The organism is Achromobacter sp. MYb9, assembly GCF_002975275.1.
Classification (GTDB): domain Bacteria; phylum Pseudomonadota; class Gammaproteobacteria; order Burkholderiales; family Burkholderiaceae_B; genus Achromobacter.
On record NZ_PCOQ01000039.1, the window covers coordinates 1 to 17,699 of the forward strand.

Sequence of the window (17,699 nt, forward strand, 5' to 3'; positions counted from 1 at the left end):
CCACCGACCGTGACGCCGGCGACGCCGGCTTCAGCAGACACGGTGACCTTGCCGGTGACGGTGTCACCGGAAGCTTCAACCACGCTGTTGTGCGCGTCGGTGACGTTGCCATCGCCGTCTTCCGGCGTGACAACCGGCGGAGCGTCGGTCTGGCCGTTGATGGTGATGGTCAGTTCAGCGGTGCTGGTGTCGCCGTCCGCGTCGGTGATGGTGTAGCGGATGGTCTCGGTCAGCGTCTCGCCGTTGTTCAAGGCTTGAACGGCCGGCAAGCCGTTGTTCAACTGATACGACCAGGTGCCGTCGCCGTTGTCGACCAGCGTGCCGTACTTGGCATCGCCCGTCGTGATGGCGACCGTGCTGGTATCCGCGCCGAGGACATCATTACCCAGAACGTTGCCCATGATCGGGGCAGCCGTATCTTCGGTAACGCTTGCCGAGTCAGCATTGGCAACCGGAGCGGTATCAATAATCTGGATAACCAGGTCATTGCTGGTGGCAGTACCGGCCACGTCGGTGACGGTGACGGTGAAGCTGTCCTTGACCGCGTCATCGCCGGCGGTGTGATCGTCAGCGCCACCCGTCTCCTGATAGGAGTAGGTGATGACGCCGGTCGCGGCGTCATAGGCGGTGATGGTCAGGACACCCTTGTCGGTCGTGATGACGACAGGCGTATTAGAGGCGTTGGTGACATCATGGCCGCCAACGCTGACACCCGCGACGCCCGCTTCAGCGGACACCGTGACCTTGCCAGTGACGGTGTCGCCAGAGGCTTCAACCACACTGTTGTGTGCGTCAGTGACGTTGCCATCGCCGTCTTCAGGCGTGACAACCGGCGGACCGTCGGTCTGGCCATTGATGGTGATAGTCAGTTCAGCAGTGCTGGTGTCGCCATCGGCATCGGTGATGGTGTAGCGGATGGTCTCGGTCAGCGTATCGCCGTTGTTCAAGGCCTGAACGGCCGGCAGGCTGTTGTTCAGCTGATACGACCAGGTGCCGTCGCCGTTGTCGACCAGCGTGCCGAACTTGGCATCGCCCGTGGTGATGGCGACCTTGCTGGTATCCGCGCCGAGGACATCATTACCCAGGACGTTGCCCGTGATCGGGGCAGCCGTATCTTCGGTAACGCTTGCCGAGTCGGCATTGGCAACCGGCGCCGTGTCAATGATCTGGATGACGAGGTCATTGCTGGTAGCAATACCGGCCACGTCCGTCACGGTGACGGTGAAGCTGTCCTTGACCGAGTCATCGCCAGCGGTGTGATCGTCGGCACCACCGGTCTCCTGATAGGAGTAGGTGATGACGCCGGTCGCGGCGTTGTAACCCGTGATGGTCAGCACGCCCTTGTCGGTGGTGATGACGACAGGCGTATTAGAGGCGTTGGTGACATCATGGCCGCCGACCGTGACGCCGGCGACGCCAGCTTCAGCGGACACAGTGACCTTGCCAGTGACGGTGTCGCCAGAGGCTTCGACCACGCTGTTGTGCGCGTCGGTGACGTTGCCATCGCCGTCTTCGGGCGTGACGACCGGAGGCGCGTCCGTCTGGCCATTGATGGTGATGGTCAGCTCAGCAGTGCTGGTGTCGCCGTCCGCGTCGGTGATGGTGTAGCGGATGGTCTCGGTCAGCGTATCGCCGTTGTTCAAGGCTTGGACGGCCGGCAGGCTGTTGTTCAGCTGATAGGACCAGGTGCCGTCGCCGTTGTCGACCAGCGTGCCGTACTTGGCATCGCCCGTGGTGATGGCGACCTTGCTGGTGTCCGCGCCCAACGTATCGTTGGTGAGCACGTTGCCCGTGACAGGCGTAGCTGCATCTTCGGTAACGCTAGCCGAGTCGGCGTTGGCAACCGGTGCCGTGTCAATGATCTGGATGACGAGGTCGTTGCTGGTCGCGACGCCGGCCACGTCGGTGACGGTGACGGTGAAGCTGTCCTTGACCGAGTCATCGCCCGCGGTGTGATCGTCAGCACCACCGGTCTCCTGATAGGAGTAGGTGATGACACCGGTCGTGGCGTTGTAACCCGTGATGGTCAGCACGCCCTTGTCGGTGGTGATGACGACCGGGGTCGTGGAGGCGTTGGTGACATCATGGCCACCGACCGTGACGCCGGCGACGCCTGCTTCAGCGGACACCGTGACCTTGCCGGTGACGGTCTCGCCAGAGGCTTCAACCACACTGTTGTGCGCGTCAGTGACGTTGCCGTCGCCGTCTTCGGGGGTGACGACCGGAGGCGCGTCGGTCTGGCCGTTGATGGTGATGGTCAGTTCAGCAGTGCTGGTGTCGCCATCGGCATCGGTGATGGTGTAGCGGATGGTCTCGGTCAGCGTGTCGCCGTTGTTCAAGGCTTGGACGGCCGGCAGGCTGTTGTTCAGCTGATAGGACCAGGTGCCGTCGCCGTTGTCGACCAGCGTGCCGAACTTGGCATCGCCCGTCGTGATGGCGACCGTGCTGGTGTCCGCGCCCAACGTATCGTTGGTGAGCAGATTGCCCGTGACAGGCGTAGCGGCATCTTCGTTGACGCTTGCCGAGTCGGCGTTGGCAACCGGTGCCGTGTCAACGATCTGGATGACGAGGTCGTTGCTGGTCGCGATACCGGCCACGTCCGTCACGGTGACGGTGAAGCTGTCCTTGACCGAGTCATCGCCAGCGGTGTGATCGTCGGCACCACCGGTCTCCTGATAGGAGTAGGTGATGACACCGGTCGTGGCGTCATAGGCGGTGATGGTCAGCACACCCTTGTCGGTCGTGATGACGACAGGCGTATTAGAGGCGTTGGTGACATCATGGCCGCCGACCGTGACGCCGGCGACGCCGGCTTCAGCGGACACGGTGACCTTGCCAGTGACAGTGTCGCCAGAGGCTTCAACCACACTGTTGTGTGCGTCAGTGACGTTGCCGTCGCCGTCTTCAGGCGTGACAACCGGCGGAGCGTCCGTCTGGCCGTTGATGGTGATGGTCAGTTCAGCGGTGCTGGTGTCGCCATCGGCATCGGTGATCGTGTAGCGGATGGTCTCGGTCAGCGTATCGCCGTTGTTCAAGGCTTGGACGGCCGGCAGGCTGTTGTTCAGCTGATAGGACCAAGTGCCGTCGCCGTTGTCGACCAGCGTGCCGTACTTGGCATCGCCGGTGGTGATGGCGACCGTGCTGGTGTCCGCGCCCAACGTATCGTTGGTGAGCAGATTGCCCGTGACAGGCGTAGCGGCATCTTCGTTGACGCTTGCCGAGTCGGCGTTGGCAACCGGTGCCGTGTCAACGATCTGGATGACGAGGTCGTTGCTGGTCGCGATACCGGCCACGTCCGTCACGGTGACGGTGAAGCTGTCCTTGACCGCGTCATCGCCAGCGGTGTGATCGTCGGCACCACCGGTCTCCTGATAGGAGTAGGTGATGACACCCGTCGCCGCGTTGTAACCCGTGATGGTCAGGACACCCTTATCGGTGGTGATGACCACCGGGGTCGTGGAGGCGTTGGTGACATCATGGCCAGCGACCGTGACGCCGGCGACGCCGGCTTCAGCGGACACGGTGACCTTGCCGGTGACGGTGTCACCAGAGGCTTCAACCACGCTGTTGTGCGCGTCAGTGACGTCGCCGTCGCCGTCTTCAGGCGTGACGACCGGAGGCGCATCGGTCTGGCCATTGATGGTGATGGTCAGTTCAGCGGTGCTGGTGTCGCCATCGGCATCGGTGATCGTGTAGCGGATGGTCTCGGTCAGCGTGTCGCCGTTGTTCAAGGCTTGGACGGCCGGCAGGCTGTTGTTCAGCTGATACGACCAGGTGCCGTCGCCATTGTCGACCAGCGTGCCGTACTTGGCATCGCCCGTGGTGATGGCGACCTTGCTGGTGTCCGCGCCCAACGTATCGTTGGTGAGCACGTTGCCCGTGATCGGAGAGGTGACGTCTTCCGTCACGGAAGATTCGTCGCCTCTGGCAACCGGCTCGGTGTCAACGATCTGGATAACCAGGTCATTGCTGGTGGCAACACCCGCGAGGTCGGTGACGGTGACGGTGAAGCTGTCCTTGACCGCGTCATCGCCAGCGGTGTGATCGTCGGCACCACCGGTCTCCTGATAGGAGTAGGTGATGACACCCGTCGCCGCGTTGTAACCCGTGATGGTCAGCACGCCCTTGTCGGTCGTGATGACGACCGGGGTCGTGGAGGCGTTGGTGACATCATGGCCACCGACCGTGACGCCGGCGATGCCGGCTTCAGCGGACACGGTGACCTTGCCGGTGACGGTGTCGCCGGAAGCTTCAACGACACTGTTGTGCGCGTCGGTGACGTTGCCATCGCCGTCTTCGGGGGTGACGACCGGCGGCGCGTCGGTTTGACCGGTGACCGTCACGGTCAGTGTGGCGGTCGCGGTGGCACCATCCGCGTCCGTGACGGTGTAGGTGATCGAAGTCGTGGCGGTTTGGCCGTCGTTCAGGAACTGGAAGTCCGGACCCGGATTGAACGAGTACGAGCCGTCGGCGTTCAGGGTAAACGTACCGCCATGGGAACCGGCGACCGGCTGGCCGACGCTGGCGTCGTTGTCATTGACCTTCGAGACCTTGATGGTGTCGCCGTCGGGATCACGGTCGTTGGCCAGCACGCCGTTCTGGGCGTCGACGTTGAAGGAGGATTCCTCATCGGTCGTGCCGCTGTCGGACGTGGCGACCGGAGCGGGGTTATTGACGTCCCATTCGAAGGTCTGGGTGACCTTGGCGCCAGCGGCGTCCGTCGCCGTGACGACGATGGTGTAGACACCCTCGTTGCCGCCTTGCGAGGCCGACGAGTCGATCTTGCCCGTGATGAGGCCGGTGACCGGATCAAGGGTCAGGCCAGGCGGGAGGCCAGTGGCGCTATAGGTCAGCGTGTCGCCCTTGTCGGCGTCCTGGAATTGCTTGGCGATATCGACCGGGGTGATGGTGTCGCTATCGTCGTTGGTCAGATCGCCGAGCGTGACGCCCGGGGTCAGGATCGGGGTGTCGTTGGTGCCGGTGACGGTGATGGTCAGCGTGGCGGTATCCGTCGCGCCTTGCGCATCGGTCACCGTGTAAATGACCGAGGTGGTCGCCGTCTGGCCCGCGGCCAGTTCCTGGAACGCCGTGCCGGGGTTGAACGTATAGGTGCCGTCGGCGTTCAGCGTGAACGTGCCCCCATTGGAGCCAGCCACGGCTGCGCCCACGTTGGCTTCGGCGCCCGCGACCTTCGAGACGCTCAGCGCGTCGTTGTCGGGGTCAGCGTCGTTGCCAAGCACGCCTTCGGTGCGGTGGTCGACCACCAGCGTGTTGTCTTCCGTCGTGGTGCCGCTGTCGTCGGCCGCAACCGGCGCCGGGTTGCCCACGTTCCAGACGAAGGTCTGGGTGACCGTCGCGCCGGACTTGTCGGTCGCCGTCACCGTGATGAGGTATTCGCCCTTCACGCCCGTATTGGTGTGATCCGACGCCCAGTTGGCGAACGTGCCGGAGAACGTGCCGGTGGCCGAATCAAACACCAGCCCGCCGGGAACGTGGTCGACGGTGTAGGTCAGGGCATCGCCGTCGTCCAGGTCGCTGAAGGCGCTGGAGACGTTGTAGGTGACGGTATCGCCATCCATGTCGCTCTGGTTCTGCAGCGCGACCGCGGTGGGAGCATCATTCGTGCCCGTTATCTCGACCGTCAACGTGGCGATGCTGGTGCCACCTTCACCGTCCGAGACCGTATAGGTAATGTAGCTGGTGGCCGTCTGGCCGGCGGGCAGGTGCTGGAAACCATTACCCGGATTGAACGAATAGGTGCCGTCGGCATTCAGGGTGAACGTGCCACCGCCTACGCCCGAGACCGGTTTGCCCACGTCGCCGGCAACGCCGTTGACGGCGGACACAACCAGCGCGTCGCCGTCCGGATCGCTGTCGTTGGCCAGCACGCCGGCGCTGGGATCCGTGACATTCAGGACTGCGTCTTCGTCCGTCGTGCCGGCATCGTCAATGGCCGTGGGGGCCGGGTTGGTGACATCCCAGGTGAAATCCTGCGTGACAGACGCGCCGCTCGCGTCCGTAGCGGTGACGGTGACGGTGTAGACGCCGTCGTTTCCGCCTTGCGAAGCCGAGTGGTCCAGGGTGCCGGAAATGATGCCGGTCACCGGGTCGATGGTCAGGCCCGGGGGCAGCCCGTCGGCCGTGTACGTGAGGGAGTCGCCATTGTCGGTGTCGGAGAACTGGCCGGAGACATCAACCGGGGTGATGGCCTGCCCGTCGGCGCCGTTCTGGTTTTCCAGGGTGACGTCCGGGGTCAGGATCGGGGTGTCGTTGGTGCCGGTGACCGTGACGGTCAGGGTGGCCGTGCTGGTGCCGCCTTCGCCGTCCGTGACGGTGTAGGTGATGGAGCTGGTGGCCGTCTGGCCCGCGCCCAGCGTGTTGAACGTGGAGCCCGGGTTGAACGTATAGGATCCGTCGGCGTTCAGCGTGAACGTGCCGCCATGAGAACCGGCCACGGCGGCGCCTACGTTGGCGGTGGCGCCGTTAACCTGCGACACGGTCAGCGTATCGCCATCCGGATCCTTGTCGTTGGCCAGCACTCCATTCTGGGCAGTGACGGTCAGCGTCGCGTCTTCGCCGGTCGTGCCAGCGTCGTCATTGGCCGTGGGCGCGGGATTGGTCACGTCCCAGTCGAACGATTGGGAGGTCTCGGCGCCGGCGGGGTCCGTGGCGGTGACGGTCACGGTGTAGACACCGTCTTTTCCGCCTTGCGACGCGGAATGGTCGATGGTGCCGCTGATGATGCCGGTGACCGGGTCGATGGTCAGCCCAGGCGGAAGGCCGGTCGCGGTGTAGGTCAGCTTGTCGCTGGTGTCCTTATCCGAGAAATGGCTGGAAACGTCGTAGCGCACTTCCGCTTGAGCGTCGATGCCGGAGGTGTCCGAAATGGCGGTCGAGACCGGACCGTCGTTGGTGCCGGTGATCGTGACGACAACGGTCGCCGTCGAGGTGGCGCCGCTCGGGTCCGTGATGGTGTACGAGATCGTGCTGGTGGTCGTCTCGCCCTGGGCCAGGTTGTCATACTGCCCGCCCGGCGTGAAGACGTAGCTGCCGTCCGGCTGGACGGTGAACGTGCCGCCATTGCTGCCGACGACGGTGACGCCGCCCGGGGTCATGGGGCGGCCGCTGACCGAAGTGATCGCCAGCGGGTCGCCGTCGGGATCGGAATCGTTGTTGAGCAGGTTGCCGCGGACCGCGCTGTTCTGGTCGCCGCGGCCTTCGTCGTTCAAGGCGTTGGGCGCGTTGTTGACGGTGGCGGGCGTGGCCGCATCGTCGTCGTCGTCGCCCAGGCCGGCGCCGGATACACGGGGCAGGGTGTCGTTGGCGCGGGCCGGATTCGGGTAGGCCAGATCCAGAGGCGTCGTCGTTTCAAGGATACGGGCCAGGCGGACAAAGCTGCTGCCGCCGGCATCACCGCTGCCGGCCACGATGGCGGCGGTAGGGTCCAGTTCGTCGAACGGGTCGCGGCCGGCTTGCAGCGCGGCCAGCAGGCGGTCGGAATCGGTGCCGGTGGGCGGGGCCACGGCGGCTTCGCTGGGATCGGCCAACGGGCCGCCCATGTCGCCATTGACGGCGACTTCGCGGCCTTCACCGATGACAATCGGCATGCCGTTTTCAACCTGAAGGGAAACCGTGGCGCCCGAGGCAGTGACGATGTCGCTGCCGGCTGGGACTTTGCTGCCTTGATGCAGTTCGGTCAGGGAACCGTCGCTGTTGCGTATCCACGCGCGACCGGAGATTTCATTGACGACTGCGGGGGAGGTGTTGGCCATGTTGGTTCCGATTCAGGGAGTTATCCAAGATGGCCAGATACTAGAGGTCGCCGCTGGGGCGGGATATTGTCCTCAAGGACAGTATCAAGACGTAATTTTGCTCCGCGTGTCGGCAGGCGCGGAAATGCCGTGGACAAGCAGGGCCAATTGCAGGCGGTCGGACACCTTCAATTTATCGAAAACGGCTGAAAGGTGCGCCTTGACGGTGCGTTCGGTGATGCCCAGGGCCTCGGCGATCGCGGCGTTGGGTTGGCCGCTGGCGGCGTACCGCGCGACGGTAATTTCCCGTTCAGTCAGCAGGCCGGCATCCCAGGAATGCGAATCCTGGGCGCGTTCCGTGACCAGCTTGAGCAGGCGTGCCACCAGCGAACGGCCCATCCAGATGCCGCCGGACGCCACCACTTCCAGCGCCTGCGCCAGCGCCGCGGCCGGCGCATGGGTATGGCAGTAGCCGTGCGCACCCGCGCCCAGCGCTTGCGTGCCTTGCTCGTCGTTGGGGCTTGGGCTGGCGACGACAAGATGCATGCCGGTCAGGGCCGGCGGCCACACGGGATCCTGCCAGGAGGGCAGGCGGGGCACGTCGGTATCCAGCACGGCCAGCGAGCGACCTTGCTCGCGCCAACGCTGCAAGTCGGCCAGGCCACGCCCGCGGGCCGCCAGCCAGCGCGTGGGGTCCAGCGCGCGCCAGTGTTGCCACAGCAGATCGTCGTGCGTAATCAACAGGACGGGAACAGGTTTCATAAAGCCTTCCAGCTCTCCTTTAACGTTCGGTAAAGGCATTCGCCTTGGCACGCAAAATCGGTTTAAGCAGGTACTGCAGCACAGTACGCTTACCCGTCAGGATATGAACCTCCGCCACCATCCCGGGGATGATGGGCAATAGCTTGTCGCCCACCGTGCTGCGATCCGTGCGGACGCGCACCACATAGTAGGAATTGCCTTTCTCGTCGGTCACGGTGTCCGCGCCGATCTGTTCGACCTTGCCTTCCAGCCCGCCATAAATGGCGAAGTCATAGGCGGTGAATTTCACTTCCGCATTTTGGTCGGCGTGCAGGAAACCGATATCGCGCGGCTGGATCCGGACTTCAAGCAGCAGCGTGTCGTCCTTGGGCACGATCTCGATAATGTCCTTGCCCGGTTGCACCACGCCGCCGACGGTGTTGTTGAATAGCGTCTTGACGGTGCCGGCCAGCGGCGCGCGGACTTCGGCCAGCTTCACGCGGTCGGCCAACGCCAGCTTGCCCTGACGCAGCGTGGACAGTTTGGTGTTGGTTTCCGACAGTTCGCTGCGCGCCTGGTTGCGGATGTTCAGCTCTGATTCTTCAAGCTTGCTTTGCGCTTCTTTGATCGACGCCTGGAATCGGTCGATCTGCGCTTCGGCCCCTTTCTGCTCGCCGCAGTAGCGCGCCACGTCGCGTTGCAGGCGCAGCAGGTCTACTTCGGACACCGCTCCGCTCTTGAGCAGCGGTCGCGTGACTTGCAGTTCACGGGAAGTCAGCCCGCAACTGGCCGACGCCTGGTCGCGCTTGGCGATCGTTTCGCGCAGGTCTTCCTGGCGCTGCTTGAGTTGTTCGCGGGCGACGTTGATCGTGGCGTTCAATTCGGTGTTGCGCGCCAGGTAGGCGTTGCGCTCCATTTCCACCAGCCCGGGCGCCTGCGTCAGCACCTCTTCCGGCGCCACGAAAGGTTCGCCGGTGGCCAGCGCCTGCAGTCGGGCGGACCTGGCCAGCAGCGAAAGGTATTCGGCGTTGTTTTCGCCCAGCGAGGACGCGAACCGGGTGGAGTCAATCTTCAGCAGGACCTCGCCGGTCTTGACCTCCTGGCCCGGGCGGACCAGGATTTCCTCGACGATGCCGCCGTCCAGGCTCTGGATGATCTGGACCTGGCGCGAAGGCACGACCTTGCCCTCACCGCGGACGACCTCGTCGATGCTGCCCGTGCCGGCCCAGACGAGCAATCCGCCGGTGGCCAGCAGGCTCACCCACAGCAGGACGCGAGACCCGCGGGCCTGGGATTCGTGGATGACCCATTCGGCGTTGCCGACGTAGTCCGAGCGTTGGCGCGGCTTGCCCTTTTCGGCGCCGTCCAGCAGCCGGTCGAAGAAGAAGACGAAGACGTTGCGCAGTTTGCGCCACAAGCCCCCGAACAGGCCGTGCCTGGTTTCGCCTGGATTGTTCAACATGGCATCCTCAGCTTCCGCGTCCAACGCGTCCTTGACGCAGGGCCTCGACAACCTGCTCCTTGGGGCCATCGGCAACGATGTGACCGCTATCGATCACGATCAGCCGGTCGACCAACTCCAACAGCGCCGTGCGGTGGGTAACCAGCAGGATGGTCTTGGTCGCGCTGGCTTCACCCAGCCGCTTGCGCAGTTGGGCTTCGCTCTGGTGGTCCATGTTGCTGCTGGGTTCGTCCAGCAGCAGGATCGGCGGATCGTTGATCAGCGCGCGGGCCACCGCCACCGATTGGCGCTGGCCGCCGGACAGGGATTCGCCGCGTTCGCCGATCACCATGTCGAAGCCATTCGGATGCAGGTTGGCGAAATCGGTGACGCCTGCCAGATTGGCTGCCGCCAGGATGCTGGCGTCGTCGGCGTAGGGCGCGCCCATGGCAAGGTTGTGCTTCAGGCTGCCGTAGAACAGCAGGGGGTCCTGAGGCACGTGGCCAATGGCCCGGCGCACGTCCGCCGGATCGATCTGGCGCACGTCGACGCCGTCCAGCAGGACCGCGCCTTCGGTGGGTTGATACAGCGCCAACGCCAATTTTTCCAGCGTGGTCTTGCCCGAGCCGATGCGGCCGATGATGCCGACCTTTTCGCCGGGCTTCAGCTTGAACGACACCTTCTTCAGCACTGGCTGGGTGCTGCCGGGGTAAGCGAAGGTCACGTCGCGGAATTCGATGCCGCCGTGAAAGACCGGGCGATGCAGGAACTCGGCTTCGGCCGGCCGCTCGATCGGCAGTTTCATATAGTTGTCGATCGAGCCCAGCGAGGTCCGTGCGTTCTGGTATTGCATCAGCAGGCCGGCCACCTGCCCCAGGGGAGCAAGGCAGCGGCCCGCGATCATGGACGCCGCGATAATGCCGCCCATGGAAATGGCGGATTCCTGCGCCTGGTACACACCGATGATCACCACGGCGACCGACACCATCTGCTGGGTCGCCTGCACGAAGCCGACCGTGGAAGACGAAATCAGCTTGAGCTTGCCGCCTGTTTGCGCGATGTATTCGGTGGCCCGTTCCCAGTTGCGCTGGATGGTGCCCTGCGCATTGAGGGTCTTCACGGCTTCCAGGCCGGTCAGTGCCTCTACCAGCGTGGCGTTGCGTTGCGACGAGGCCTGGAACGACGCCATCGTCAGCGATTCCATGCGGGCTTGCGCGGCCAGCGACACCAGCAGGATCAGCACGATGGCGACCAGCGGGGGCAGGATCATCCATGGCGAGATCCAGGCCAGCGCGGCCAGGAACAGCAGGATAAAGGGCAGGTCGACCAGGGTAGTGATGGTGGCCGAGGCAATGAAATCGCGGATGGACTCGAACGAACGCAGGTTCGCGGCGAAGGACCCTACCGAGACCGGGCGGCCTTCCAGGCGCAGGTCCAGCACCCGTTCCATGATCTGCGCGGACAGTCGCACGTCGACGCGCTTGCTGGCGCTGTCCACCACGTGCGCGCGCGCGGTGCTCAGGACCATGTTGAAACCTACGACCAGCGTGATGCCGATCGCCAGTACCCAAAGGGTTTCGACGGCGTTGTTGGGCACCACGCGGTCATAGACGTTCATGGTGAACAACGGCATCGCCATGGCGAAGACATTGATCAGCAGGGCGGCAATCAGCGCGTCGCGGTACAGGCGCCGGTTTTCCAGGATGGCGGCCCAGAACCAATGGCGTTGGCGCACCTTGGCGACTTCCGGCGCGCGTGCATCGAAGCGGAATTGCGGACGCACGAAGCACACCAGCCCGGTGTACTGGGCGGTCAGCTCGGCGGCGTCCATTTCTATCGAGGTGCCACCCAATTCGGGGTGACTGACGACATACGTGCTGTCGTTCTTCTTCAACAGCAGGCAGGCGCGTTCGCCCTTGAGCAGCAGGATCGCGGGCAGCAGGTCTTGCGAAATGCCGTCCAGCGTGCGCTTGACCACCCGCGCGGAAAGCTGTGCGCGCGCGGCCGCACGGGGCAGCAGGGCGGGGGTGAGCCGGTGTTCTTCCAGCGGCAGGCCGGAGGACAAGGCCTGGGCCGTCGCCGTTACGCCATGCAGGCGCGTGATCTCGACCAGGCAGTTCAGCAGCGGATCGTCGTGCGCGGCACGCGCATCGGCGCGCCACTCCCGGGAATCCATTTCAGATAACTTGTCCATCGTCGTCATCCAATAGGTCCAGGTGTTCCGAGAGGCGCGCGCGTTGTTGCTTGCGCTGGGTGAGCTTTTGCTGGGCCTGCACCGGCAGGTCCGTCATGCGCAAGGTGCCATTGGCGATCAGCGCGTCGATCAAGTCTTCCAGGACACGGACAAAGTCGGCGTCCAACTGCGAAAAGTCGTTGCCCTGGTTGGACATGTCGTTTCCTTGCTGCCCTTACGCTCAGGGCTTGGCGGTGGGCGGATTCAACGGAACGAAGGTGGGCGGCAGCGTGCCTTCGTTGTATTGGACGCGCACGGGAGCCAGGCGGGCCGAATCGGGAACCGTCGAATTGCAAAGCTTGATCACTTCGTCGGTCACCGCCAGCTTGCCGTTTTCTTCGGGCATCTCGTTGCGCGCGGGTTGCAGCGACAGCGCGGGCAACAGCGCGTGCGACAGCGACAGCCAACGGTATTGGGCCAGCTTGAGGTCGTACAGGCCGTTGGTCAGTGCGCGGCGCGATTCAAACAATTCGTTCTCGGTATCCAGCAAGTCCAGCAGCGAACGCTGGCCAATCTGGAACTGTTGGCGATAGGCGTCACGCACCTTGGTGGTGGCGACTTCGTGGTCGCGCAGGAACGGCAGTTTTTGGCTCAGGCTGGTGATGTTGTTCCAGGCCACGGCCAGGTCCTGCTGCACATTGCGGCAGGTGTAATCGCGGATGTCGCGCGCCGCATAGGACTGCGCCGCAGTCTGGCGCACGCGAGCGGAATCGGCGCCGCCGCGGTACAGGTTGTAGCTCATGACAACCTGAACGCTGGAGCTTTGGATGTCGCGGGTTTGCGGGGTGGGGTCGTTCTGGTCGCGGCCGGTGGAGGCTACGAACTCGAACTTCGGAGAGAACGCGCCCTTCGACGACGACACGCCAGCCTCGGCGGCTTGCAGGCCTGCTTGCTTGGACAGGAAGCTGGGATTGCGGCGCAGCGATTCATTGAAATCGCCCGGCTTGGTCGGCAGCTTGCTGGCAACGTCGGGCGGGGGCTGCATGGACTCGGGCGGGAATGCGCCGGTGACGCGCTGGAAGCGCTGCTGCACATCCAGCAGGTTGGCGGTTTCCGTCATCAGGTTGGTCTGGGCCAACGACAGGCGGCCGCCGGCCTGTTCCAGGTCGACGCGACGGCCGACGCCTGATTCAGTGCGTTCGCCGATTTGCTTCAGCGTTTCTTCATGCAGGGAATAATTCTGGCGCGCCAGCAATTCCATGTCGCGATAACGCTGCAGATCGATATATGCCTGCACGGCGGCAAACGCGGTGGAATCGCTGGTGGCCAGCACGTCATAGAAACGCGCCAGTTTGTCGAAACCTGCTTGCTTGACGTCGTTGCTGGTGCGGAAGCCGTCAAAAATCAATTGGCGCAGCTCGACGTTGTAGCCCGGTCGGCTCCAGCTTTGCGAGCCCACCGCGGGCACGTTGCTGCGGTATTCGCGGCCCAAGTAGCCCTGTGCATTGATCTGCGGAAAAAATGCGCCGCGGGCCACGGCCTGGCCTTCCAGCGATGCCTGGAAGTCATGGTATTTGGCCTGGATCTCGGGATTGCTAAGCAGGGTTTGCTCAACGATCTGGTTCAACGTCACTGCGGATTGACCTGCGGCAGGGGCGGCGGCGGGCACCGTCGTCTGCGCGAATGCAGCGGGAACAAAGGCCAAGGCAAGTATCGAAGTCGTGCTTTTAAGCAAAAACGAAGCCATAGTGATTATTCGCGAGTCAGGGTGGATTGGATGGCCGCCATGTTGTATGTAAATGTCATATTTTTCTAGTCAAGATTTGTTAAGTCTTGCGGCATACAACGGCGTGGCCATGTGGTTTCTTCGCGCAACATCACTTAAAATCATCGTATTTGCACGAACTTCACAATATATGATCGGTGTATCTTTGATTAATACGTTTTATTGCGTATTATTTCTATTACAGAACGAGCATAGTGAAACAGGATTATATCGTTTTGATAATTCTGTATCTATTTTCTTTAACTAAATCTTTCTGTGTGATTAATTTTCCACACTGTGTAACGGCGTGCCGTTGTAACTGCGGCCCCGGGTGGCATCCCACACCAGCATGGTAGTTGTTGTACTAGTATGTGTGGTGTGGTTGTACTAGGTTCAGACCCTGTGCATAATTCCTCCATGCCGCAGTGGCCGGCGCGGGAGCGATTTGCTTTTCAACCGCGCGAGGCTCAAGCCGGATTTGTCTATTTGCAGAGCGCACCATGGCCCAAACCCTTTACGACAAACTCTGGGACGCCCACATCGTCCACCAGGAATCAGACGGCACCTGTCTGCTGTATATCGACCGCCACCTGCTGCACGAAGTCACCAGCCCGCAGGCGTTCGAGGGCCTGGCGATTGCCGGGCGCAAGCCCTGGCGCACCGGCGCCAACCTGGCTGTCGCGGACCACAACGTCCCCACGCTGAACCGCGCCCAGGGCATTGACGACCCGGTGTCGCGTCTGCAGGTGGATACGCTGGACACCAACTGCGACAAGTACGGCATTACCGAATTCCGCATGAACGACCTGCGCCAGGGCATCGTGCACGTGATCGGCCCGGAGCAGGGCGCGACCTTGCCCGGCATGACCGTCGTCTGTGGCGACTCGCACACCAGCACGCACGGCGCGCTGGGTGCCCTGGCCTTCGGCATCGGCACGTCCGAGGTCGAGCACGTGCTGGCAACGCAGACGCTCTTGATGAAAAAAGCCAAGAGCATGCTGATCAAGGTGGAAGGCGAATTGCCCTTTGGCTGTACCGCCAAGGACGTCGTCCTGCACATTATTGGCATCATCGGCACGGCGGGCGGTACCGGCCACGCCATTGAATTCGCCGGCAGCACCATCCGCGCGCTGTCCGTGGAAGGCCGCATGACGGTTTGCAATATGGCTATCGAAGCGGGCGCCCGTTCAGGCATGGTGGCGGTGGACGACAAGACCGTCGAATACTTCCGCGGCCGTCCCTTCGCGCCGATGGGCGTGGTGTGGGATCAGGCGGTCAAGTACTGGCGCACCCTGCACACGGACGAAGGCGCCAAGTTCGACACCGTGGTCGAAGTCAATGCGCGCGACATCAAGCCGCAAGTCACCTGGGGCACGTCGCCCGAAATGGTGCTGCCGGTGGATTCCCGCGTGCCGGACCCCGACCGCGAAAAAGACGACGTGCGCCGCAGCGGCATGGAACGCGCGCTGGAATACATGGGCCTGAAGCCAAATACGCCGCTGACCGATATCCGCGTGGACCGCGTTTTCATCGGTTCTTGCACCAACTCGCGCATCGAAGACTTGCGCGCAGCCGCCGTCGTGGCCCGTGGCAAGCGGGTGGCGTCCAACGTGCGCCAGGCGATGGTGGTGCCGGGTTCCGGCCTGGTCAAACAGCAAGCCGAACGCGAAGGCCTGGACAAGATCTTCATCGAAGCCGGCTTTGAATGGCGCGAGCCGGGGTGTTCGATGTGCCTGGCCATGAACGCCGACCGCCTGGAACCGGGCGAGCGTTGCGCCTCCACGTCGAACCGCAACTTCGAAGGCCGTCAGGGCCAGGGCGGCCGCACGCACCTGGTCAGCCCCGCCATGGCAGCCGCCGCTGCCGTGGCCGGCCATTTCGTCGACGTCCGCACGTTCCGCTAAGCGAATCAGACCCGAGTACCGACATCATGCAAGCATTTACCACTCACGAAGGCCTGGTGGCTCCGCTCGATCGCGAAAACGTCGACACGGACCTCATCATTCCCAAACAATTCCTCAAATCCATCCAGCGCACAGGTTTTGGCCCGAACCTGTTCGACGAACTGCGCTATCTGGATCACGGCGAACCGGGCATGGACAACAGCAAGCGTCCGCTGAACCCGGATTTCGTGCTGAATCAGCCGCGTTATCAGGGCGCTTCGGTGCTGTTGGCGCGCAAGAACTTTGGTTGCGGCTCCAGTCGCGAGCACGCACCGTGGGCGCTGACCCAGTTCGGGTTCCGCGCCATCATCGCGCCGTCTTACGCCGACATCTTCTTCAACAACAGCTTCAAGAACGGCTTGCTGCCGATCGTGCTGTCGGAATTGGAAGTGGCGCGCCTGTTCGACGAGGTCAAGGCTTTTCCGGATTACAAGCTGAACATCGACCTGGATCGCCAGGTCGTGATCGCCCCGGACGGCCGCGCGATGGGTTTCGACATCGAGCCCTTCCGCAAGTACTGCCTGCTGAACGGCTTTGACGACATCGGCCTGACCTTGCGCCATGCCGACAAGATCCGCGCCTTCGAGGCCGAGCGCCTGACCCGCCATCCGTGGCTGGAAAGCCGTCCCATCGCCTGAACCCCATTCTGACCATAGGATCGTTTCTTAAATGACCCACAACATTGCAGTCTTGCCGGGTGACGGCATTGGCCCGGAAATCGTCGAACAAGCCGTGCGCGTCTTGAAGGCGCTGGACGTTCCCTTCGACATCAAGCAGGCCCCCGTGGGCGGCGCCGCGTTCGACCAGTTCGAACATCCGCTGCCGCCGGCCACGCTGAATCTGGCCAAGGAATCCCACGCCGTGCTGTTCGGTGCCGTCGGTGACTGGAAGTACGACAGCCTGCCGCGCGAATTCCGTCCGGAACAGGCCATCCTGGGCTTGCGCAAGGCGTTGGGCCTGTTCGCCAATCTGCGCCCCGCCATTCTGTATCCCGAACTGGCCAGCGCCTCGTCGCTGAAGCCGGAGATCGTGTCCGGCCTGGATATCCTGATCATTCGCGAACTGACCGGCGACATCTACTTCGGCACCCCGCGTGGCGTGCGTTCGTCGCCCGACGGCGCTTTCGCGGGCGAACGCGAAGGCTATGACACGATGCGCTATGCCGAATCCGAAGTGCGCCGCATTGCGCGCATCGGCTTCGAATCGGCCCGCAAGCGCAACAAGAAGCTGTGCAGCGTGGACAAGGCCAACGTGCTGGAAACGTCGCAGTTCTGGCGCGACATCGTCATTGAAGTGGCGCGCGAATACCCCGACGTCGAGCTGTCCCACATGTATGTGGACAATGCCGCGATGCAGTTGGTGCGCAACCCGCGCCAATTCGACGTCATCGTCACGGGCAACCTGTTTGGCGACATCCTGTCGGACGAAGCCGCCATGCTGACGGGCTCGATCGGCATGCTGCCTTCGGCGTCCCTGAATGCGGGTGGCCAAGGCCTGTACGAACCCAGCCACGGTTCGGCGCCCGATATCGCGGGGCAGGGCATCGCCAACCCGCTGGCGACGATCTTGTCCGCCGCCATGCTGCTGCGTTATTCGCTGAATCTGGCGCCGCAGGCCGACCGCATCGAAGCCGCCGTGCGCCGCGTGCTGGCGGATGGCCTGCGCACGGCCGACATCTTCGAAGCGGGCACAACGAAGGTCACCACGGCGGGCATGGGCGACGCCGTGCTCAAAGCCTTGGCCTGAGCGCTGGGCAAGGGGCGCGCCCTTGCGGCGCAGCCCCGATTTTTCAAAGGGGCCGCTTCGTAGCGGCCCTTTTTTCGCCCGTGTTGCGACGGCGCCTCGAAAGCGGTTTGGCGGTCTTCTGGCCCCAATTTTTTCTAGC

General features: G+C 63.4%; 9 protein-coding genes. 3 read left to right on the forward strand and 6 right to left on the reverse strand.

What is annotated here, in order from left to right; genetic code table 11:
- From CQ050_RS29635 to CQ050_RS29660, 6 genes are all read right to left on the reverse strand, one after another.
- A partial coding sequence (locus tag CQ050_RS29635; protein ID WP_105560412.1) for a retention module-containing protein occupies positions 1-7,772 on the reverse strand: 7,772 nt, incomplete at its 3' end.
- An 84-nt stretch (positions 7,773-7,856) separates the two neighbouring features.
- Entirely contained in the window at positions 7,857-8,513 is a 657-nt protein-coding gene (locus CQ050_RS29640; protein WP_105560413.1) for a response regulator transcription factor, read from the reverse strand.
- Positions 8,514-8,532: 19 nt separating this feature from the next.
- Entirely contained in the window at positions 8,533-9,954 is a 1,422-nt protein-coding gene (locus CQ050_RS29645; RefSeq protein ID WP_105560427.1) for an HlyD family type I secretion periplasmic adaptor subunit, read from the reverse strand.
- A 7-nt stretch (positions 9,955-9,961) separates the two neighbouring features.
- Positions 9,962-12,127, reverse strand: coding sequence for a type I secretion system permease/ATPase (locus CQ050_RS29650; protein ID WP_369869032.1), 2,166 nt, complete (start codon positions 12,125-12,127; stop codon positions 9,962-9,964).
- Entirely contained in the window at positions 12,111-12,323 is a 213-nt protein-coding gene (locus CQ050_RS29655) for a hypothetical protein (protein WP_105560415.1), read from the reverse strand. The genes CQ050_RS29650 and CQ050_RS29655 overlap by 17 nt, the downstream gene beginning before the upstream one ends.
- A 24-nt stretch (positions 12,324-12,347) precedes the next feature.
- Entirely contained in the window at positions 12,348-13,853 is a 1,506-nt protein-coding gene (locus tag CQ050_RS29660; protein ID WP_105560416.1) for a TolC family outer membrane protein, read from the reverse strand.
- Positions 13,854-14,371: 518 nt separating this feature from the next.
- Between CQ050_RS29660 and leuC the strand changes: the two genes are divergently transcribed.
- From leuC to leuB, 3 genes are read left to right on the forward strand one after another with little or no spacing between them, the layout of a single operon-like run.
- On the forward strand, positions 14,372-15,775 hold the full coding sequence (gene leuC, locus CQ050_RS29665) for a 3-isopropylmalate dehydratase large subunit (protein WP_105560417.1): 1,404 nt from the start codon (positions 14,372-14,374) through the stop codon (positions 15,773-15,775).
- A gap of 26 nt (positions 15,776-15,801) precedes the next feature.
- The gene (gene leuD, locus CQ050_RS29670; protein WP_105560418.1) at positions 15,802-16,452 is read left to right on the forward strand and encodes a 3-isopropylmalate dehydratase small subunit; all 651 of its coding nucleotides are present in this window, start codon (positions 15,802-15,804) and stop codon (positions 16,450-16,452) included.
- Positions 16,453-16,483: 31 nt separating this feature from the next.
- On the forward strand, positions 16,484-17,560 hold the full coding sequence (gene leuB, locus CQ050_RS29675) for a 3-isopropylmalate dehydrogenase (protein WP_105560419.1): 1,077 nt from the start codon (positions 16,484-16,486) through the stop codon (positions 17,558-17,560).
- Positions 17,561-17,699 lie beyond the last annotated feature (139 nt).

Bases quoted from the DNA above. Each gene is read 5' to 3' on its own strand.
- CQ050_RS29640 (WP_105560413.1), bottom strand. From the start codon at position 8,513: ATGAAACCTGTTCCCGTCCTGTTGATTACGCACGACGATCTGCTGTGG.
- CQ050_RS29645 (WP_105560427.1), bottom strand. From the start codon at position 9,954: ATGTTGAACAATCCAGGCGAAACCAGGCACGGCCTGTTCGGGGGCTTG.
- CQ050_RS29650 (WP_369869032.1), bottom strand. From the start codon at position 12,127: ATGGACAAGTTATCTGAAATGGATTCCCGGGAGTGGCGCGCCGATGCG.
- CQ050_RS29655 (WP_105560415.1), bottom strand. From the start codon at position 12,323: ATGTCCAACCAGGGCAACGACTTTTCGCAGTTGGACGCCGACTTTGTC.
- CQ050_RS29660 (WP_105560416.1), bottom strand. From the start codon at position 13,853: ATGGCTTCGTTTTTGCTTAAAAGCACGACTTCGATACTTGCCTTGGCC.
- leuC (WP_105560417.1), top strand. From the start codon at position 14,372: ATGGCCCAAACCCTTTACGACAAACTCTGGGACGCCCACATCGTCCAC.
- leuD (WP_105560418.1), top strand. From the start codon at position 15,802: ATGCAAGCATTTACCACTCACGAAGGCCTGGTGGCTCCGCTCGATCGC.
- leuB (WP_105560419.1), top strand. From the start codon at position 16,484: ATGACCCACAACATTGCAGTCTTGCCGGGTGACGGCATTGGCCCGGAA.